Raw genomic sequence first — 19,469 nt, forward strand, 5'->3', positions numbered from 1 at the left:
TTCGTATATTATTCCATCCACTCAGTGTGGAAGATTCCCTCTTTATCGATACGCTGATAGGTGTGGGCTCCGAAATAATCGCGCTGGGCCTGGATCAGGTTGGCCGGCAGTGTTTCGGTTCTGTAGCTGTCGAAGTAAGACAGGGCAGCTGAGTAGCTTGGTACCGGGATTCCGTTCATGACGGCTGCCGAAATCACTTCACGCAAGGATTGCTGGTAGTTGTCGGCAATATCCTTGAAATAAGGATCGAGCAGCAGGTTTTTCAGTTCCGGATTTCGGTCGTATGCTTCTTTGATTTTCTGCAGGAACTGGGCTCTGATGATGCAGCCTCCGCGGAAAATCATCGCGATTTCTCCATAGTTCAGATCCCAATTGTATTCATCCGATGCAGCTCTCATTTGCGCAAAGCCCTGCGCGTATGAGCAAATTTTGCTCAAGTAAAGTGCTTTTCTGATGGATTCAATGAATGCCTTGCGGTCTCCGTCAAAAGGCTTCACTTCAGGTCCGCTCAGAACCTTGCTCGCTTCTGCACGCTCCGGCTTCATCGCGGAGATAAATCGGGCAAATACGGATTCAGTGATAATAGGAAGCGGTACTCCCAAATCCAGCGCGCTCTGGCTTGTCCATTTGCCAGTACCCTTTTGTCCGGCAGTATCAAGAATGACATCCACAAGCGGTTTTCCTGTCTCACCGTCCTTTTTCGTAAAGATGTCTGCGGTGATTTCAATCAAATAGCTGTCCAGCTCACCCTTGTTCCAATCAGCAAAAACTTCATGCAGCTCTTCTGCGCTGAGGCCAAGGATATGCTTCAACATAAAGTATGATTCAGCAATAAGCTGCATATCGCCGTATTCGATGCCGTTATGAACCATTTTCACATAATGGCCGGCTCCATCAGGACCAATATAGGTGGTACATGCTTCCCCATTTACTTTTGCAGAGATGTCCTGGAAAATCGGTGCAACTAAATCGTAAGCTTCCTTTTGCCCTCCAGGCATGATGGACGGGCCATGGAGCGCACCTTCTTCTCCGCCTGATACGCCTGTACCGATAAAGTGAAACCCTAATTCACTCAATTCCTTGTTGCGGCGCTGAGTATCAGCAAAATATGTATTTCCGCCATCAATGATGATGTCACCTTTTTCGAGATAAGGCTTCAATTGTTCAATGGTCGCATCCGTGGCAGCCCCGGCCTTGACCATAAGCAGAATTTTCCTCGGCATTTCGAGCGACTGTACAAACTCTTCAATTGAAAATGTTCCAACGATTTTCTTCCCTTTTGTTTCCTCAAGCATTTCATCCGTTTTTTCTCTTGAACGGTTATAAACGGATACAGAATACCCCCTGCTCTCAATATTCATGGCAAGATTCTTCCCCATTACAGCCAGGCCGATGACTCCAATTTGCTGTTTTGACATATTCCCAACGTCCTTTCCACTTTTAACTTGTTTTAAGTTCATACAATCTAATGTAGCAATGATATGTTATGGATTCAAATAATCCGGTCCATCCCTTTTTATTTTGACTGTTCGTCACCAGGATAAACACATTATTCATTTTATATGTCCCCTTCATCTCTACGCTTGCGATCCTGCAGAAAATCTTTATTGAAGCTTGTCCCGCTGCCTGTGCTGTCCGTTTTTTTCATCTGGTAACCAGCACTTTCAATGATTGCCTTCCCATATTTCTCTCGCAGCTGGCTCATTGTATTGATCAGCGGTTCTTTTTTGGCATCCTGTTCGTATGAGAAGAGATCCAGTTGTTTGACAGCTTGATCCGCTTCCATCAAGTCCGTCCCTGTAATTCCGAGCAGCCTGACAGCATCCCCATTCCAATGCTTAAGGAAAAGCGATTTGGCAGCTGTTGCAATCTCATCTTTTTTCGAAACGGGATTTTGCAGCTTTTGGCTCCGGGTAATCGTTTTCCGGTCCTTGAATCGGATCATCACACTTAAACTGGTCGCAACGGCTTCCTTCCGCTTCATTCTTGCTGCAACCTGTTCGGCAAGCCGATCCAAAACCTTAAGGAGTTCATGCTGATTCGATAGATCCCTGGGCAACGTCGTTGAATTGCCTATGCTTTTAAAATCATACACGGAATCGGGGTCGACAGCGCGGCTATCGAGGCCGTTCGCTCTTTCTTTCAACTTAATGCCATTAATGCCCAGAAGCCCTTTTAACTGGATTTCATTTGCTGCTGCCAGTCCGCCAATCGTCTCAATTCCGATACTTTTTAGTTTATCCGCTGTTTTCGTTCCTACTCCGTGCATTTCCCCAACCTCAAGTGGCCAAAGTACGGTTGGAATGTCCCGTTTTCTTAAAACAGTGATTCCCAGCGGCTTTTTCATATCCGAAGCCGTTTTGGCCAGGAATTTATTCGGGGCCACCCCGATGCTACAGGGTAAATCCAGCTGTTCAAGTATCCTTTTTTGGATACTTTCAGCGATTTCCAAGGGGGAACCCATATCGGAGCATCCTGTTATATCCATATACCCTTCATCAATCGAAACCGGCTCTACCAATTCTGTGTATTGCCGCAATAAATCGAACATCGCCGCCGATGCAGCACGGTACCGATCGAAGTTTGGTTTTCTGATAATCAATTCCGGGCAAAGCTTCTTCGCCTCCCATAACGGCATCGTCGTACGCACCCCGAATTTCCTCGCTTCATAACTGCAGGTAACAATGATTCCCCTCCGCTCTTCAGGGTTACCAGCAATCGCCAGTGGTTTTCCTTTCAACTCGGAATCGTATGCCATCTCTACAGATGCATAGAAACTGTTCATATCGACATGCAAAATGACTCTGCCCTTTTTTGGATACATTTCTTTCATTACGGCCACTTCCCAAATATATGTTCTCTTTTAGTTTATCAAAAAAGTCGTTAAGTTACCCTTCAATAGATTTTAGTTTCCGAAGTAAACATGACAGGCTTTGTGAATTTTATGTGAAGTTGCCAGCAAAAACGTTAAAGTTCGATTCCCTGCAGCCGATAAATAGTTATATAGTTAAAAAGTAACATATCAGAATACGGGGGAAGATTTTATGCAGCATTGGTCTATTGGAAAGAAGTATGCAAGCGTTTTCGCATTCATAATGGTCATTTTTCTCGGAAGTTTTATTTACCTGTCCGCAGTATTAAATAATCTTCAGGGAGCAATCGACCTGGCCGAGAAAAAGAGTGACTATGCGATCATGATCAGCGAAATGGGGTCGACTTTCCGGCAGAAATACATCATCATCACCGACTACATAACTGAACCAAAACCTGAGCTTCTGACACTCTACAAAGAAGAATCGGAACATTTCAATGCTTCAGCAGAAAAATTAAAAGCAAGCGTGAAAACTGGTGAAGAAAAAACTTTATTTGATGCGATTGTCAATACAGACAAGCATATGGATAAAGTCTGGGAAAGTGATATTTTAAAAACTGTTGACCAATTCAAGAAAAATGGAGAACAGGTTGATATTTTCACCCAGATCAGCCTGGCCAACAAAGCGGAAACCATTCGCGATATGAATATCGACAAGCTAAACGGATTAAGAAATTTACTCCTTGAGGACCGCAGCAAAATCATGAAGGAAACATATTCATCAATTGCATCCATGGTCAGGAATACATTCATCATTATAGTTGTCGCTTTTATCATCTCTTCTGTCGCGATTTATTTTGTATCTCGGAACATTAGTAAAGATCTAAAAAATGTCGTTGCCTATTGTAAAAGGCTCGCTGCAGGAGAATTAAACGTAAAAGCATTAGATGTGAAGAGCAAGGATGAAGTCGGCCAGATCATCGCCGCTATGAACCAGTTGTCGGGAAATCTGAAGGCCTCGATTTCAAGCATTCTGTCATCTTCTGACCACGTACGGCAGATGTCGAACAATTTAAGGCTGAATGCCGAAGCCACAACAGAGGCCAACAATGAGATTACGACATCAATCATGCAGGTCGCAACTGCTTCGGATGAACAAGTGAAAATCTCAGAACGTACGAATGAAGCTGTCGAAAATGTGTCTTCCCAATTGCTTGAGGTGAATGACTCGCTGAAAGAAACATTACAGAAGACATCCAGCACGAAAGATAAAATTGAACAAGGCAAACATTACGCCTTCAGTGTGACCGAACAGATGGATCAGATCAATGAAAAGGTTACAGAACTGTCGAAAGTGATCCATTCTTTGAAGAACAACTCTCAAGAGATTCACCGCATCATTGAAATCATAACGGATATCTCCAACCAGACGAATTTGCTGGCCCTGAACGCAGCCATCGAAGCAGCACGTGCCGGTGAGCATGGAAAAGGCTTTGGTGTCGTTGCACAGGAAGTTCGCAAGCTGGCGGAACAGTCTGCCGGTGCTGCAGAAAGTATCCGTGATATCCTTCAGCAGACAGAAAAAGAAACGATCCTTGCTGTCAGCATGATGGATGAAAGCCAAAACACTGTACATAAAGGCAATGAATTGGTAGAAAAAGTAGCGACAACATTCGCTGAAATTGCGCAATCGATAGAGGAAGTCAGCAGAAACGGAAACAATGTCAGCGGTGCAGTCGAGAACGCAAACGAAAAAATGGAGTTCATGGCCCAGTCAGCGAACGAAGTCATCACAGCTTCCACACGTTCAGCACAATTCCTTGAACAAGTGGCCGCAACGACAGAAGAACAGAATGCCACGATGCAGGAGCTTTTAGAATCATCCGGCAAACTTTCAAGCATGTCCGACGATTTGAGAAAATCAATCTCAAGCTTCAAGCTGTAAAAAATAAGCTGATCCGATAATGGATCAGCTTATTTTTATTCGGAAATAAATCTGTAAGGTTACTTATGTAATTCCTGCTTCTGGTTTTTCATATACTCCTTGATTTCTTTGATTCCTTCAAGTGATTGGATCAATGTTTCCGGGTCGATGACCATGATCATCCGTTTATCAAAATTAGCAATTCCTGTGATGAATTTCGTCTTCTGGTAGGCAATTAGCCCAGGCTGTTTCAGATTTTCTGCAGGGATCTCCAAAATCTCCTTTGCATCCCTCACAAGAACCCCCAGTGAAATCTCCTCCGTCTGCAATACGACCAGTCTTGTTTTCTCATCTGCCTGGATATCTCGTTGATACAGGACTTTCTCTAAATCTATGACGGGAATCAAATCGCCTCTTACCTTCGTGAGTCCAGTGACGTAATCAGGCATATGCGGGATCGCTGTCATCCCCTCCAGCTTCTCAATCGAAATGACATAGAGGATTGGAAAAGCATACTCCTCATTCCCAGCCTGGAAAACTACTGTTTTATTGCTCTCAGCCATTAGGTTCACACCCTTAATAAAATTTCTGATACCTTTTCTTCATTAAATGTATTCATCTTCTTTTATATCGGTCTTTTGACTCACAATTTTTAGGACTTTTAAAAACCTGCTTGTCAATGGAAAGTGAAGCACTCTTGCTGTGATGGAAAAATAAAAGGGCTTCCTCAAATGGAAGCCCTTCTCATCTTATTGTGCAGATACTTCTTCGATCAATGCAATGACCATCTCGGCGAGCTTTTCAAGCTCTTCGATTGGCATTCTCTCATTTGTTGTGTGAATTTCTTCATATCCTACTGCGAGGTTGACGGTCGGTACGCCAAAGCCTGCAATGACATTTGCATCGCTTCCGCCGCCGCTATGAAGCAATTCACTGCCTCTGCCGATCTTCGCAGCAGCTTTCTTGGCCAATTCAACGACCAGGTCGCCATCACCGAACTTGAATCCTGGATACATGACCTGAATCTCAACCTCTGCCTTGCCGCCCATTTCTGCTGCGGCAGATTCAAAGGCTTCCTTCATTTTCGCCACTTGTGCTTCCATTTTTTCTGGGATTAGTGAACGAGCTTCCGCCAGGATTTCCACACGGTCGCAAACGATATTTGTCTGTGTACCGCCCTGGAAACGGCCGATGTTCGCGGTTGTTTCTTCATCAATGCGGCCTAACGGCATTCTGGCCACTGCTTTTGCTGCAATCGTGATAGCAGAAACACCTTTCTCAGGTGCAACTCCAGCGTGAGCTGTTTTCCCATGGATGACAGCAGCAACTTTTGCTTGAGTCGGAGCGGCAACCACGATATTTCCAACTTTTCCATCGCTGTCAAGCGCATAACCGTATTTTGCTTTTACCAATGATGGATCCAATGCCTTTGCTCCAACAAGGCCTGATTCTTCTCCAACCGTAATGATGAATTGGATCGTTCCATGCGGAATGGATTGTTCCTTCAGCACACGAATTGTTTCAAGCATGACTGCAAGACCTGTTTTGTCATCCGCTCCAAGGATCGTTGTTCCGTCTGTCACTACATAACCATCTTTAATGGAGGGCTTCACTCCTCTTGCAGGAACAACAGTATCCATATGGGAAGTGAAGTAAATGGTATCGACGCCTTCTTTTGTACCATTCAACGTACAAATCAGGTTTCCTGCTCCGTGCCCGGTTTGTGCAGTCGTGTCATCTTCAATAACTTCTACGCCAAGGTCCTCGAATTTTTGCTTAAGGACGCGGGCAATTTCCGTTTCATACTTTGTTTCAGAGTCGATTTGGACAAGCTCCAAGAACTCATTTAATAAACGCTCGTTATTAATCATCCTAGCAAACCTCCAATTATGTATATACCATTTGAGTATAACGCTAAATGAATAACAACACCAAATACAAAATTTTAGAGCGGGATGTTTCCGTGTTTTTTGCCTGGTCTATCTTCTTTCTTGTTACGTAGCATTTCAAGTGCCTGAATCAGCTTGATTCTAGTATCGCGAGGGTCGATGACATCATCAACCATTCCCTGGCTTGCCGCTACATATGGGTTGGCGAACTTTTCACGATATTCATCGATTTTTTGCTGCCTTGTCAGCTCTGGGTTGTCGCTGTTCTGGATTTCTTTTGCAAAGATGATATTGGCTGCTCCCTGTGGACCCATCACCGCAATTTCTGCATTCGGCCATGCATAAACAAGATCTGCACCGATTGATTTACTGTTCAAGGCAACATAGGCTCCGCCGTAGGCTTTTCGTAAAATCACCGTAAGCTTAGGGACAGTTGCTTCTGAATAAGCGTAAAGGATCTTGGCGCCATGCCTGATGATTCCCCCATGCTCCTGTTTAATGCCAGGGAAGAAACCAGTGACATCTTCGAACGTAATAATCGGGATATTAAATGAGTCACAGAATCGGATGAAACGTGAAGCTTTATCAGATGAGTCGATATCCAGGCCGCCTGCCATTACCTTTGGCTGGTTGCAGACAAGACCGACAACTTCACCTTTGATCCTAGCAAGCCCGATCACGATATTCTTGGCAAAATCCTTCTGAACCTCTAGGAAAGAATCTGTATCGACTACCTGCTCGATCACCTTCCGTACATCATAAGGACGGACTGCATCGAATGGAATCACATCAGTCAGGTCAGGCCTGTAGTCATCCTTATCATCCGCTTCAAGGCGAGGCGGTTTTTCTTCATAGTTTTGAGGCAAATAGCTCAACAGCAGCCTTACCTGCTGAAGTGTCTCCTCTTCGGATTGGCCATGGAAATGCGCATTTCCGCTGATCGTGTTATGTACAATTGCACCGCCAAGATCCTCCGCAGAGATTTTTTCCCCGGTAACGGTCTCGATTACTTTAGGCCCGGTAATGAACATTTGACTCGTCTTTTCAACCATGAAAACAAAGTCAGTGATGGCTGGTGAATACACAGCACCTCCCGCACATGGACCCATGATCACGGATATTTGCGGAATCACACCTGAGTAAATGGAATTGCGATAGAAAATATGTCCATATCCATCAAGAGAAACAACCCCTTCCTGGATTCGCGCGCCGCCTGAATCGTTCAAACCGACAAATGGAGCACCATTTTTAGCGGCAAGATCCATGACATTGGCAATTTTCTTTGCATGCATTTCACCCAAGGCTCCACCAAACACAGTGAAATCCTGTGAAAACAGATAGATTGGCCGGCCATTCACTTTTCCGTAACCGGTTACAACTCCATCGCCTGGACCCTTTTGGTTTTCCAGACCGAAGTCTTTGCTGCGATGCTGGATGAATGGATTCAATTCCACGAAACTGCCCGGGTCAACTAGCAATTCAATGCGCTCACGTGCTGTAAGCTTTCCTTTTTCATGCTGTTTTTCTATCCGTTCATCACCGCCGCCCAGTTCAATCTCCCGTCGGCGGTCATATAGTTCATTAATTTTTTCATAGATGTCTGGCATTTTATTCAGCCTCCTTGTTTTTCTCGCAAAGTTCATATAAAATGCTTCCTGTTGATTTTGGATGCATGAATGCTACCAGTGCCCCCCCCTGCCCCTTTCTTAGGTACATCCTGAATCATTTTAATGCCATTTTCCTTCATATCATTGATCCGATCCTGGATAGACTCCACACCGAGGGCAACATGGTGAATTCCTTCGCCTCTCTTTTCAATATAACGGGCAATCGCACTCTCTTCGGAGGTTGGTTCAAGAAGCTCCAGCTTCGTTTCCCCTGCTTTCAGGAAAGCCACCTTCACATTCTCGCTCTCTACTTCCTCAATTCCCAGCAATGGCAATTTCAGCACATCTGTATAAAATGGGAGGGCATGCTCAAGAGATTTGACAGCAATGCCGATATGGTCGACCTTTTTAATCATGTGATTCCCTCCAAATACTATTTAAATATATTTAATCATTTATCTATTCGATACAACTGTCATAAATCCTTCTTAATTTATCTATTGATTTTGAGCTGTTTCGATCATCCTCGACAGCATTCTTTTAGACCAGATCCTATAAAGCCCATGGGGTGAGCATAGGTTCTTCTAAAGGGTAACATAGAACCTTTCTATGAGTCCGATTTAAGGCTATGGTGCGCAAAAGGGCGTAAAGAACCAATTCTATCAGCCTGAAAACAGGTAAAAGACTGCTAAGGGCTTTATTCTGTAAGTCTAAATACCAGTTAAAATTCAAAAAGGTCGCATAGAGAAGAGAGGCCACAAAAAGGTCATAACTTAAGTCGCGTTTGCCGATAGGGGTTGTCCATTTCTTGAAGTGCATGTAAAATAATAAAGGTAGACTGCTATTGCTCTGGAAGGGGGAAATGAAATGCGTAAGCCGAATATCAGGAAGGTCGTCGTTTACATCATGCTTTTTACCATGCTTGCTTCAACCCTTCTAATGGGATTATCAACTTTCCTATAATTTCATAGTAAAAATATCAAAGGGCTGTCATCTGACAGCCCTTTTCTCATTCACTTATTGCCCCATGTTCCTTCCCCAGCTCGATGAAGCTTTTGGATGTGGAAGTAACGAGGATTTTCGTTCCCAGTGGTATGTACTCATATAGTGACTCGACTGCTTCATTCTGCAGCCTGATGCACCCTTGTGAAATCTTCTTGCCAATGCTGGCAGGATCATTCGTTCCATGGATTCCATATGTCCGTCCATCTGTACCCTCGGCATCAAACCCGATCCATCTGGTGCCAAGCGGATTGTTCGGGTCCCCTCCTGGAATATCCTTCTTTCGATAATATGGATTCGGTGCTTTCACTGTAACAGAGAACAGGCCTTCCGGGGTTAAATCTTCTGATTTCCCCGTTGCAGCACTGACAACTGTCTGCACTCTGTTCTCATTGATCAATGCTACCTCATTCGTCTGTTTATTCACAATGACAAATGGGTCTCCAGGCAGCGGATTTGGTCCAAGAGGCCATACAGGTGAAAAAATAAACGCTGAAAGAAGCAAAGAAATAAACACTGGCATACTATTACCTCCGTTGTTTATTTCTATTAGCTTGCCCCGACCGCACCTCTTTTATCCTCGCTGGTTCTCAAGCCTTTGAAAGAACGCTTCAGCAACAAGAACTGTTCCATTTCGTTCACAAAATGAAGCAGGGATGCTCGTGCCTCGAATTCCTCCCGTGACTTAGGAAGTTCCATATTTTCAAACTCCGCTTTCATTCGCATCAGCTTTTCCAGATAGAATAATACTGTATTGCCTGGATGGATCCCCTTTGCGAGAACTTCCACAAATTCTGCTACCATGGTAGACTGCTCCACATGCTGCGGAATGGAAGTGATCGATGGCAAAACTCTCTCAATGATTTCAAACTGTTTTTCTCTTATTTTAAAGTATTGATAGTAAAGGTTTTCATCTCGTAAAAAATGATTTTCAACATCCTGTATCGCAAGCGCTTTAGCCTTCTCAATCAGGGCAGCCGTCTCCGTCAATTCCCGGCCATCCCAGCTTGTATCGTGATTTTTAAGGTATTTGGCAATTTCGATAAAAATCTTCTTGAATTGCGCTTCAATTTCCCTTTGGAACTGCTCGAGCTTATTATCAACACTTGGCATATACAGGTTCATGATCAGAGCTACACCGATTCCGATCGTGATGATACCGAGTTCGTTCAGAAGCAGATCAGCAGTAACCTTCCCTGCAGAATAGATATGCATGATGATTACACTGCTTGAAACAATTCCTTCCTTTGCCCTGACCATTACTGCCGTTGGAATGAAAAAGAGCAATAATAGTCCAATGACAAACGGATGGTACAGGATGCCCTCAAAAAAGATGGCTGAAAAGGCCATCGCGATTAAACAGGCAAGGAATCGATGCCAAGAGGCCTGGAGAGAACGCTTCTTTGTTACCTGGATACAAAGGATCGTCAAGATCCCAGCCGAAACGAAATTATCAAAGCCAAGGTACTGGGCAATGATGATGGAAAGTGCAGTACCAAGAGCCGTTTTTAAAGTCCGATACCCTATTCTGAATTTCAATTTGGATTCTCCTATCATGAAAGCCATGAATGCTGCTGATTTAATCCCTGGAACGGAAATCAACAGCCAAATATAACAGAAACAGAAACAAAAAAGATGACCAAATAGATGGTCATCCCTTAGTTTATCAGATGCAGGATGCTTTACAAAAGCGCGGTGCTGTTTTAAAGCATTTTTTCTAAAAACGCTTTTGCTCTGCTGCTTTTCGGGCTGCTGAAAAAATTCTGCTGGAGGGGCATCTTCCACAAGGACTCCTCCGTCGAGAAATAATACTCTGTCCGCTACTTCACGGGCAAAGCCCATTTCGTGGGTGACGATGGCCATTGTCATCCCAGTGTGTGCGAGGGATTTCATGACCTCGAGCACTTCTTTGACCATTTCAGGATCAAGGGCAGATGTCGGTTCATCGAAGAGCATGACTTCCGGGTCCATCGCCAGTGCACGTGCAATGGCAACACGCTGCTTCTGACCGCCTGAAAGCCTGTTTGGGTATTCGTTCGCTTTTTCTGAGAGGCCTACCTTCTTCAAAAGTTCAAGCCCTTTCTTTTCAGCCTCTCCTTTCGCCAATCCTTTTACCTTAATTGGTGCATAGGTGACGTTCTGCAGGACCGTCATATGCGGAAACAGGTGAAAGTGCTGGAATACCATTCCGACATTTTCGCGCACTTTCATAATGTTCGTTTTCTTGTCGGTGATGTCCTCGCCACCTATTAAAATTTGCCCGCTTGATGGTTGCTCCAATAGATTCATGCAGCGAAGGAAGGTTGACTTTCCTGAGCCGGAAGGACCGACAATTGCTACAACTTCTCCATTTTCGATCGTGGTCGAAATCCCTTTCAACACTTCAAGCTTCCCGAATGATTTATGAAGGTCATGAATTTTAATCACTTTGTCTCAACTTCCTTTCAACTGCCTTGCCAACCATGGTTAAGGTGATGACCATTACATAATAAATTAGCCCCGCAAGAATCAGCGGTTCGAAAAATCTGTACTGATCACCGCCAACGATATACGCTCTGCGCATGATATCATCGACAGCAATCACCGTCACGATCGCCGATTCTTTTGTAAGGGTGATGAATTCATTCATCAACGCAGGGAGGATATTTTTCATGGCCTGAGGCAGGATGATGTCCGACATCATTCGTTTTCCAGGTACACCGAGAGCCATGGCAGCCTCTTTCTGTCCTTTATCGACGGCTAAGATGCCTGCTCTGATAATTTCAGAAATATAAGCCGCGGAGTTCAAGGAAAAAGAAGCAACCGCAGCAGTATAGTTGTCGATTTCAAATCCAAGAACCTGCGGCAGGCCATAGTAGATGATCATTAACTGAAGAATCAAAGGTGTTCCGCGGAATATGGAGGTATAGGCATCCGCGAACCAGTTGAGCGCCTTGGATTTGCTGATTTTAAATATCGCAAGAACGATTCCAAAAGCAAAGCCAAGAAGCCCTGCTACAAAAACAATCTTGAGTGTGATGCCGATTCCCTTCAATATATATGGCATCGAAGGAAGAATGGCGGTAAAATCCAGATTCATAGTTTCAACAGCCCTCTCTGTATATCATGAAGGAGAAAGGCGTCCAGAAGGCAAAGCATTCTGAACGCCCGTTTTCAACTTACTTTTCTCCGCCAAACCATTTAACGATAAGTTTATCTACTTCGCCGTTTTCCATTTTTTCTTTTAATACTCTGTTGAATTCTTCCGTCAGTTCGCTTCCTTTTGGGAATGCGATTGCTGATCCTGCTTCTTCTTCGTTTCCATCTTCAATTGTAAAACCAGCGAGATCAGGATTGTTTTTGAAATAGCCCTCTGCTACTGTATCTTCAATGATTGCTGCAGCAATACGGCCAGCTTTGATTTCCTGTACCAATTCAGGGATTTTTGTGCGTTTTTCAATTTTGATTCCCACTGTCTCAGCGATTTTTTCCGCTTCTTCTTCCTGGATGGAAGACAGCTGAACTCCGACTTTCTTTCCTTCTAGGTCTTCGATTGACTTGATATCACTGTCCTTAGATGACACGATCATATGCTTTGCTGTGTAGTAAACATCCGTAAAGTCTACGCTTTTCTTACGCTCATCAGTCGGTGTCATACCCGCCATGACAAAATCAACACGGTTCGCCTGGATGGCGCCAATCAAGCCATTGAAATCCATATCCGTAATCTTAACTTCATATCCTAATTCATTTGCAATCAGATTCGCCAAATCAACATCAAAGCCGATAATTTCGTCACTCTTTGCTGTGTCTACATATTCAAATGGAGGATAATCTGCTGAAGTCCCCATGGTCAGGACTTTCTTTTTCTCTTCCCCACTGCCTGAAGTTTTTTCTGAGCTTGTACCACAAGCCGCCAAAACTCCCATTAATAAAATGCTGACTAATAAAACAGATAATGCCTTCTTCACTTTGTTTTCCCCCTATAACAACATTTTGATTTTTTATGCAAAATTATTAATATATCAGCCTCTTAAACTAATATTTATTAACTAAAATGTATTTTAACACATACTCATAAATATGCAATAATATTTTTAAATATTAATTCGTTTTTTTTCAGAAGCTGGCCTTTTGTCCAAAAACAGATAGGCAAAAGAAATTTGAGGTCAGGTAAAAAAGCTGAATTGGTCGATATAATCAGAAATTCGCTGATATATTGAAAATGTGGTTGATAAGATTTTTACGGGAAGAATTTAGAGGAGCAACGAGGAGAACTTGCACTTTTACTATAAAAAAACCCAGCAGGCGCTGGGTTTTTTTTCGAATTAGATTTCTTCGCAGTATTCTTCGAATGCATTTTGCAGTTTATTCACTACCTGCATTGGATCGTGGCCTTCAATCTCGTGGCGCTCGATCATTGTGGAAAGTTTGCCATCCTTCAGCAAAGCAAAAGATGGGGATGATGGCGGATAGCCAGTAAAATAGCTGCGCGCTTTTTCGGTAGCTTCTTTATCCTGGCCTGCAAAGACCGTCACAAGATGATCTGGACGCTTATCATAGTGAAGGGCATGTGCTGCTGCTGGGCGTGCGATTCCGCCTGCACATCCGCAAACTGAGTTTATCATGACAAGGGTAGTCCCTTCTTTAGATAGTGCGTTTTCTACCTCTTCTGTTGTCGTTAATTCTGTATATCCTGCTGCCACAATTTCCTGTCGCGCCTGGCGGACTACATCATTCATGAAAAAATTGAAATCCATGCTCATTGATCGATCTCTCCTCTGCTGGAAAATAACTAGTGCATAAATATATGATACCAATTAAAATAAATTTTTCAAAGTATGTTTAACTGCCAGGAATTTCGGGAAAGGTATCAATACAGCTAGATCCATACCCCTAAACTCCCTAGATGAAGGACAACGGCATATTTCCGTTGTCCGCTTTTTTTTCATCATGGAACCAGCAAATAAGCTGCCCGGCATTGGGACAGCTTATTTTTTTGCCTCGAAATAGGCTTTGAATAATTCCTCTACAGCTGAAGCGACTGGCCTGTTTCCTGAGATGACTTCATTTTCAATCTTCGGCAAAAGGTTTTTGATGGCCGGATCATAGAAAAAATTCACCTGAAGCTGGTCGATGATCATATCATTCAGCCATTCTTTCGTCTGAGATCTTCTTCTTTCGGAAAAGACACCGCTTTTCTTGGTATTGTTTTCAAACGAATTGATGGTGGTCCAAATCTCCTCAATTCCTTTGTGCTTCAGGGCTGAGCTTGTCAACGCAACGGTTTGCCAGCCTTTGGTTGCTGGCTGGAGGAAATGAAGGATTCGGTTATACTCTTCTTTCGTTTTTTTCGCATTGGGCTCATTCGGACCATCGGCTTTATTGACTATGACGGCATCTGCCAGCTCCATGATTCCTTTTTTCATGCCTTGAAGTTCATCCCCGGCCCCAGTCAGGACAAGGAGCATGAAGAAATCGACCATGTCCCTGACAATCACTTCGCTCTGTCCAACTCCTACCGTTTCAACAAGAATGACATCAAAACCCGCCGCTTCACAAACCAGCATCGTTTCCCGCGTTTTCCGGTTAACACCCCCAAGCTTTCCTCCAGATGGAGATGGGCGGATGAAAGCCCTCGGATTTCTCGCGAGGCTCTCCATCCTCGTTTTATCTCCGAGGATACTGCCTCCGGTCAAGCTTGAGGTAGGGTCAACTGCCAGGACCGCGACCTTGTGTCCACATTCGCACAAGTAACTGCCGAAGCTTTCAATGAAGGTGCTTTTGCCAGCTCCTGGCACACCAGTGATCCCTATCCTGATTGATTTCCCTGAGTCGGGAAGCAAGTTCTGCAGGAGAGCCTGTGCTGATTGAAAATCATGCTCAGCATTGCTTTCAATCAAGGTGATCCCTTTCGCCAGCGCTGTCCGGTTCCCAGACTTGATCCCTTCAGCTAGCTCGAGTGGATCAAGTTTACGGGTATTATTTTTTTTGACGAACCGCCCTGCTTTTAAGGGCCTATCATCTGTTAGTTTATTTCCCTCACATACTCCTGGCTTCACTACACTTGAGAAATAATCAGCCTTTTCGGGATCATGCCATTCGGGCTTTTTCTCGTCTGCCATCAGCTCGACACTTCCTCATAGCCCAGCCGTTCGTAAATTGCCCGCAATACCTTTTGTGCAGCAACCGGGATGACTGTCCCCGGACCGAATATTGCACTTGCTCCATTTTCATATAAGAACTGATAGTCTTGTGCAGGAATGACACCGCCAACGATCACAACGATATCCTCACGTCCCAGCTTTTTCAGTTCATCCACAAGCAAAGGCAAAAGTGTTTTATGGCCGGCAGCCAGTGAGCTGATGCCAATAGCATGGACATCATTTTCGACCGCCTGGATCGCTGTTTCTTCAGGTGTCTGGAAAAGCGGACCGATATCAACGTCAAAGCCAAGGTCGGCGAACGCCGTCGCAATAACCTTAGCACCGCGGTCATGTCCGTCCTGACCCATTTTCGCAATCATGATCCGCGGTCTGCGTCCTTCATTTTCAAGAAATTCTTCTGTCATCTGCTGGATCTCGGCAATTTCCTCCTCATTGGTAAAGGCAGAACTATAGACTCCGCTAATCGAACGGATGACTGCTTTATGCCTTCCAGCCGCTTTTTCTACCGCATCTGAAATTTCTCCAAGAGTGGCGCGTGCCCTGGCTGCCCTTACAGCGAATTCGAGAAGGTTTCCTTCACCTGTTTCTGCTGCCCTGGCGAGGTCATTCAAAGCTGCTTCAACTTTTTCATTGTCACGTTTTTCTTTCAGCTGATTCAGCCTTTCGATTTGTTTCGCCCTAACCGCAGTATTATCAATATCCAGTATATCGAGAGGATCCTCTTGCTCAAGCTTATACTTATTTACGCCAATGATGGTTTCCCTGGCAGAATCGATTTGTGCCTGGCGCCTTGCCGCCGCTTCTTCGATTCGCATTTTTGGGAGCCCTGTTTCGATTGCTTTTGCCATTCCGCCTAGGCTTTCGATTTCCTCGATATGCTCCCAGGCTCGTTCGATCAACGACTTAGTCAGACTCTCTACGTAATAGCTGCCTGCCCAAGGATCGATGACTTTCGTGATGTCTGTTTCTTCTTGAAGGTATAGCTGTGTATTTCGGGCAATTCGCGCTGAGAAATCAGTAGGCAGCGCAATCGCTTCATCAAGAGCATTTGTGTGCAGGGACTGTGTATGGCCCATTGCCGCTGCATGTGCTTCGATCAGGGTACGGATGACGTTATTGTAAGGATCCTGTTCAGTCAAACTCCAACCGGACGTTTGCGAATGTGTTCTTAATGCCATCGATTTTTCATTTTTCGGATTGAAAGTATTGATCATTTTTGCCCAGATATAGCGGGCCGCTCTCATTTTTGCGACTTCCATGAAATAATTCATGCCAATCGCCCAGAAAAACGACAGCCTAGGAGCGAAGGAATCGATATCGATGCCCGCTTTCAGCCCGGTCCTTACATATTCAAGGCCATCAGCCAGTGTGTAAGCCAATTCAATATCAGCAGGTGCACCTGCTTCCTGCATGTGATAGCCGGAGATACTGATTGAATTGAATTTAGGCATGTATTTTGAGGTGTACTCAAAAATATCGGCAATGATTTTCATCGACATTTCCGGTGGATAGATATAGGTGTTGCGGACCATATACTCCTTTAGGATGTCATTTTGAATCGTTCCCGATAATTGATCCTGTGTCACGCCCTGCTCTTCAGCAGTCACAATGAAAAATGCCATGATGGGAAGGACTGCGCCATTCATTGTCATGGATACGGACATCTGGTCGAGCGGGATTCCATCGAAAAGGATTTTCATATCCAAAATTGAATCGATGGCCACACCTGCTTTTCCAACGTCGCCTTCTACACGCGGATGGTCGGAATCATAGCCACGATGTGTTGCAAGATCGAATGCAACGGACAATCCCTTCTGGCCCATCGCAAGGTTCCTCCTGTAAAAAGCATTGCTCTCTTCCGCAGTCGAAAAACCCGCATACTGCCTGACTGTCCATGGACGGTTTACGTACATTGCCGGATATGGACCCCTTGTAAAAGGCGGGAGACCAGGCACCCCATCAAGATGGCCTGCTGATGCCCCGTCCTCCCTGGTATACAACGCCTTCACCTTGATTTGTTCATTTGTCTCGAATAATAGCTCATCCAGCTTCTGTTTGATTTGGTCATCCAATAGTCCTGTATTGGTCTCTTTTTCAGTTTCGAATAGCTTGACCTTTGAGAAATCAGGCTTTTTCATCTGTGCGCACCTCCATATCATGAAGCAAGGCTGTCAGGATTTGATAAGCATCACTTCTTACATGCATGAATTCCTGAATACCGGCCATCCGCCAACCTGATTCATCCTCGTCAGGCCTGCCAGCCATGAATAGTTTAGTTTCAGAATGCTCCTTAATAAGCTCCTTTGCAAACTGCACACCAAAGGAAGCGTAATCGGCGTTATCTCCGCATAAGACAAAATGCTGAACATGGCTGGATGCAATAAAATCAGCTGCTTCTGAAAGTTGATTTATTTCCCCGCTCCTGACTGCATCAATGCCTCCTGCAGCAAGAAGCCCGGAAATGAAATCCGCCCTGGCTTTATGCTTCTTCAGCTCACCCAGGCAAATCAAGCCGACTGATGGCTGTACACCAGCTTCTTCTAAACGTTTTGCTCTCAATCTTAATGCTTCAAATGGTTGTGCCAGCCTTTTCGGCTGCAAAGCCTGAAAGCGTGAGTTTAATTCTTGGACACCATTTTCAACAGGGAACTCCTTAAGATCGATAAGTTCCGCCAGTGTCCCTGCAATAAATCCACTAGATTTTTCTTTGACGACTTGCTCACTAATTTTTTCCGAAAGATTTGCATACACATTCGTTCCGATGATGCTCTTTTTACGTTTAAAAATATCTTGTTTCCTTGCTTCAGCTGTCGTGTTGATTTGTTCCTGGAGCCAGCCTGATTTCAGAGTCTCACAGATTCCGCCTTGCTTATCCATTTCAAGGAACATCTCCCAGGCTTTTTCGGCCAGCTCCCTGGTCAAGGACTCCACATACCACGAACCGCCTGCAGGGTCCGTCACTTTTTCAAGGTGAGCCTCAGATTGAAGAACCAGCTGCGTATTTCGGGCAACCCGTTCAGAGAATGCACTTGCCCTGCCTGCAGCTTCTTCAAAGGTTCCGGTATGAAGGAATTGAATGCCCCCCAGGATAGCTGCAAAGGCTTCGTTTCCTGTCCTTAGCAGATTCACATAAGGATCAAAGACTGTCTTTGTAAATCTGGATGTTTCAGCGGAAATTTTCATTTTCCTTTCTTCAGCGTGTGCTCCGAAAGCCTCCGCTGCCTTACTCCAAAGAAGACGTGCTGCTCTCAGCTTGGCTGTCTCCATGAAGAAATTCGAGCCGATCGCAAAATGGAAGATCATCTTTGATAACGCTTTCTTTATTTCCCAGCCGTTTTCGCTTAATCTTTCCAATAAGTAAACCCCTGTGCTGATTGCAGCTGCAAGCTCTTGTACCGCATTTGCCCCGCTGTTATGGTATGGCGTAGTATCGACCAGGACGGTTTTCACTTCCGGCAGCTCCTCGTGTGCATCTGACAGCAGTTTAGACCACGATGCAAAATATTCTTTCTCATCGTTAGAGAGGCCGCCAGTCAAGCTCGCTTGTGCAACAGGATCTGCTCCAGCAAAACCAGAAAGCCTTTCCTCCATTCCTTCTTCCTTGCTGGCCATTGTCAAAGCAGCAAGCAAAGGTGCCTGAAAATTGCCGGCATTCAAACTAATAGGATATTTATTTTTATAGCTTGCAAGGAATGAAACCAATTCACTCTTATTGGTGAAGAGCTCTTGTTTCACTTCAAATGATATCGCCGTTTGTCCCCTCGTCAGGGCCGAATCTAGATTTCCTTTCAGTTCTGCCACACTTGAATACTCTATTCTGTTGGCAATGTGCCAGGTCTGGGACTGATAGCCCAACGTCTCTATGCCCCTTCTGAAATCAGGTTGACCAGGAATTTCTCCTGATAAATCCTCCGGGAGGTCATCCTCTGTATAAAGAGGTTTGAGAATAATGTTCTCATATGTATTGGTATACAAGCTTTCGATTGGCTTGCCTTTTAAAGACGCTGCCGCTTTCTCCTGCCAATCTTCAAATCCCGCTTTTTTGAATGAGGTAGCTTTAAACTTTTCGATTGTCATACAACTACTGTC

15 protein-coding genes and 2 pseudogenes are annotated in these 19,469 nt (G+C 44.6%); 2 read left to right on the forward strand and 15 right to left on the reverse strand.

Features of this window, described 5'->3' with window-relative positions:
• Positions 1 to 8 precede the first annotated feature (8 nt).
• Together gndA and EJA10_RS09745 are read right to left on the reverse strand one after the other, a co-directional pair.
• Complete coding sequence (gene gndA / locus EJA10_RS09740) at positions 9 to 1,418, reverse strand: NADP-dependent phosphogluconate dehydrogenase (RefSeq protein ID WP_125479812.1); 1,410 nt, start codon at positions 1,416 to 1,418, stop codon at positions 9 to 11.
• Positions 1,419 to 1,558: 140 nt separating this feature from the next.
• On the reverse strand, positions 1,559 to 2,833 hold the full coding sequence (locus tag EJA10_RS09745) for a DNA polymerase IV (RefSeq protein WP_125479813.1): 1,275 nt from the start codon (positions 2,831 to 2,833) through the stop codon (positions 1,559 to 1,561).
• 211 nt (positions 2,834 to 3,044) lie between these two features.
• Here EJA10_RS09745 and EJA10_RS09750 point away from each other — a divergent pair, with 211 nt between their 5' ends.
• A complete protein-coding gene (locus tag EJA10_RS09750; protein ID WP_125479814.1) occupies positions 3,045 to 4,757 on the forward strand; it encodes a methyl-accepting chemotaxis protein in 1,713 nt (570 codons plus the stop codon).
• A 59-nt stretch (positions 4,758 to 4,816) separates the two neighbouring features.
• Here the strand turns inward: EJA10_RS09750 and EJA10_RS09755 are convergent, their stop codons facing one another.
• The 4 genes and pseudogenes from EJA10_RS09755 to mce all read right to left on the reverse strand — a co-directional run bounded on the left by EJA10_RS09755 (position 4,817) and on the right by mce (position 8,648).
• The gene (locus tag EJA10_RS09755; RefSeq protein ID WP_125479815.1) at positions 4,817 to 5,299 is read right to left on the reverse strand and encodes a chemotaxis protein CheW; all 483 of its coding nucleotides are present in this window, start codon (positions 5,297 to 5,299) and stop codon (positions 4,817 to 4,819) included.
• 186 nt (positions 5,300 to 5,485) lie between these two features.
• Positions 5,486 to 6,607, reverse strand: coding sequence for a tripeptidase T (locus EJA10_RS09760; protein WP_125479816.1), 1,122 nt, complete (start codon positions 6,605 to 6,607; stop codon positions 5,486 to 5,488).
• A gap of 74 nt (positions 6,608 to 6,681) precedes the next feature.
• On the reverse strand, positions 6,682 to 8,232 hold the full coding sequence (locus EJA10_RS09765; RefSeq protein ID WP_125479817.1) for an acyl-CoA carboxylase subunit beta: 1,551 nt from the start codon (positions 8,230 to 8,232) through the stop codon (positions 6,682 to 6,684).
• A gap of 1 nt (position 8,233) precedes the next feature.
• A pseudogene (mce, locus tag EJA10_RS09770) lies at positions 8,234 to 8,648 on the reverse strand (methylmalonyl-CoA epimerase).
• Between the two features lie 451 nt (positions 8,649 to 9,099).
• Here mce and prli42 point away from each other — a divergent pair.
• Positions 9,100 to 9,195 (forward strand): stressosome-associated protein Prli42, encoded by a 96-nt coding sequence (gene prli42, locus EJA10_RS23330; RefSeq protein ID WP_023627413.1) that lies wholly within the window; start codon positions 9,100 to 9,102, stop codon positions 9,193 to 9,195.
• A 46-nt stretch (positions 9,196 to 9,241) separates the two neighbouring features.
• Here prli42 and EJA10_RS09775 read toward each other — a convergent pair whose 3' ends face one another.
• The 9 genes and pseudogenes from EJA10_RS09775 to EJA10_RS09815 form a co-directional block, all read right to left on the reverse strand.
• A complete protein-coding gene (locus tag EJA10_RS09775) occupies positions 9,242 to 9,757 on the reverse strand; it encodes a L,D-transpeptidase (protein ID WP_125479818.1) in 516 nt (171 codons plus the stop codon).
• 26 nt (positions 9,758 to 9,783) lie between these two features.
• Positions 9,784 to 10,791, reverse strand: a complete 1,008-nt coding sequence (locus EJA10_RS09780; protein ID WP_170169107.1) for an aromatic acid exporter family protein — start codon at positions 10,789 to 10,791, stop codon at positions 9,784 to 9,786.
• Positions 10,792 to 10,937: 146 nt separating this feature from the next.
• Positions 10,938 to 11,661, reverse strand: a pseudogene (locus EJA10_RS09785) (amino acid ABC transporter ATP-binding protein).
• A complete protein-coding gene (locus tag EJA10_RS09790; RefSeq protein ID WP_125479819.1) occupies positions 11,654 to 12,313 on the reverse strand; it encodes an amino acid ABC transporter permease in 660 nt (219 codons plus the stop codon). The pseudogene EJA10_RS09785 and the gene EJA10_RS09790 overlap by 8 nt, the downstream one beginning before the upstream one ends.
• Before the next feature lie 79 nt (positions 12,314 to 12,392).
• A complete protein-coding gene (locus tag EJA10_RS09795) occupies positions 12,393 to 13,184 on the reverse strand; it encodes a transporter substrate-binding domain-containing protein (RefSeq protein ID WP_125479820.1) in 792 nt (263 codons plus the stop codon).
• A 357-nt stretch (positions 13,185 to 13,541) separates the two neighbouring features.
• Complete coding sequence (locus tag EJA10_RS09800) at positions 13,542 to 13,979, reverse strand: BrxA/BrxB family bacilliredoxin (RefSeq protein WP_125479821.1); 438 nt, start codon at positions 13,977 to 13,979, stop codon at positions 13,542 to 13,544.
• Positions 13,980 to 14,204: 225 nt separating this feature from the next.
• Entirely contained in the window at positions 14,205 to 15,338 is a 1,134-nt protein-coding gene (meaB, locus tag EJA10_RS09805; protein WP_125479822.1) for a methylmalonyl Co-A mutase-associated GTPase MeaB, read from the reverse strand.
• Positions 15,338 to 17,518, reverse strand: coding sequence for a methylmalonyl-CoA mutase (gene scpA / locus EJA10_RS09810; RefSeq protein WP_125479823.1), 2,181 nt, complete (start codon positions 17,516 to 17,518; stop codon positions 15,338 to 15,340). Before scpA ends, meaB begins: the two co-directional genes overlap by 1 nt.
• Positions 17,505 to 19,457 (reverse strand): methylmalonyl-CoA mutase family protein, encoded by a 1,953-nt coding sequence (locus tag EJA10_RS09815; protein WP_125479824.1) that lies wholly within the window; start codon positions 19,455 to 19,457, stop codon positions 17,505 to 17,507. The genes scpA and EJA10_RS09815 overlap by 14 nt, the downstream gene beginning before the upstream one ends.
• Between the last annotated feature and the right edge of the window lie 12 nt (positions 19,458 to 19,469).

The organism is Mesobacillus subterraneus, from assembly GCF_003937825.1.
Taxonomy (GTDB): domain Bacteria; phylum Bacillota; class Bacilli; order Bacillales; family Cytobacillaceae; genus Mesobacillus; species Mesobacillus subterraneus.

Excerpts from the sequence above, each read along its gene's own strand:
- EJA10_RS09780 (WP_170169107.1), bottom strand. The coding sequence starts at position 10,791 with ATGATAGGAGAATCCAAATTGAAATTCAGAATAGGGTATCGGACTTTA.
- EJA10_RS09815 (WP_125479824.1), bottom strand. The coding sequence starts at position 19,457 with ATGACAATCGAAAAGTTTAAAGCTACCTCATTCAAAAAAGCGGGATTT.
- EJA10_RS09775 (WP_125479818.1), bottom strand. The coding sequence starts at position 9,757 with ATGCCAGTGTTTATTTCTTTGCTTCTTTCAGCGTTTATTTTTTCACCT.
- EJA10_RS09755 (WP_125479815.1), bottom strand. The coding sequence starts at position 5,299 with ATGGCTGAGAGCAATAAAACAGTAGTTTTCCAGGCTGGGAATGAGGAG.
- prli42 (WP_023627413.1), top strand. The coding sequence starts at position 9,100 with ATGCGTAAGCCGAATATCAGGAAGGTCGTCGTTTACATCATGCTTTTT.
- meaB (WP_125479822.1), bottom strand. The coding sequence starts at position 15,338 with ATGGCAGACGAGAAAAAGCCCGAATGGCATGATCCCGAAAAGGCTGAT.
- EJA10_RS09750 (WP_125479814.1), top strand. The coding sequence starts at position 3,045 with ATGCAGCATTGGTCTATTGGAAAGAAGTATGCAAGCGTTTTCGCATTC.
- scpA (WP_125479823.1), bottom strand. The coding sequence starts at position 17,518 with ATGAAAAAGCCTGATTTCTCAAAGGTCAAGCTATTCGAAACTGAAAAA.
- EJA10_RS09790 (WP_125479819.1), bottom strand. The coding sequence starts at position 12,313 with ATGAATCTGGATTTTACCGCCATTCTTCCTTCGATGCCATATATATTG.
- EJA10_RS09765 (WP_125479817.1), bottom strand. The coding sequence starts at position 8,232 with ATGCCAGACATCTATGAAAAAATTAATGAACTATATGACCGCCGACGG.
- gndA (WP_125479812.1), bottom strand. The coding sequence starts at position 1,418 with ATGTCAAAACAGCAAATTGGAGTCATCGGCCTGGCTGTAATGGGGAAG.
- EJA10_RS09745 (WP_125479813.1), bottom strand. The coding sequence starts at position 2,833 with ATGAAAGAAATGTATCCAAAAAAGGGCAGAGTCATTTTGCATGTCGAT.
- EJA10_RS09800 (WP_125479821.1), bottom strand. The coding sequence starts at position 13,979 with ATGAGCATGGATTTCAATTTTTTCATGAATGATGTAGTCCGCCAGGCG.
- EJA10_RS09760 (WP_125479816.1), bottom strand. The coding sequence starts at position 6,607 with ATGATTAATAACGAGCGTTTATTAAATGAGTTCTTGGAGCTTGTCCAA.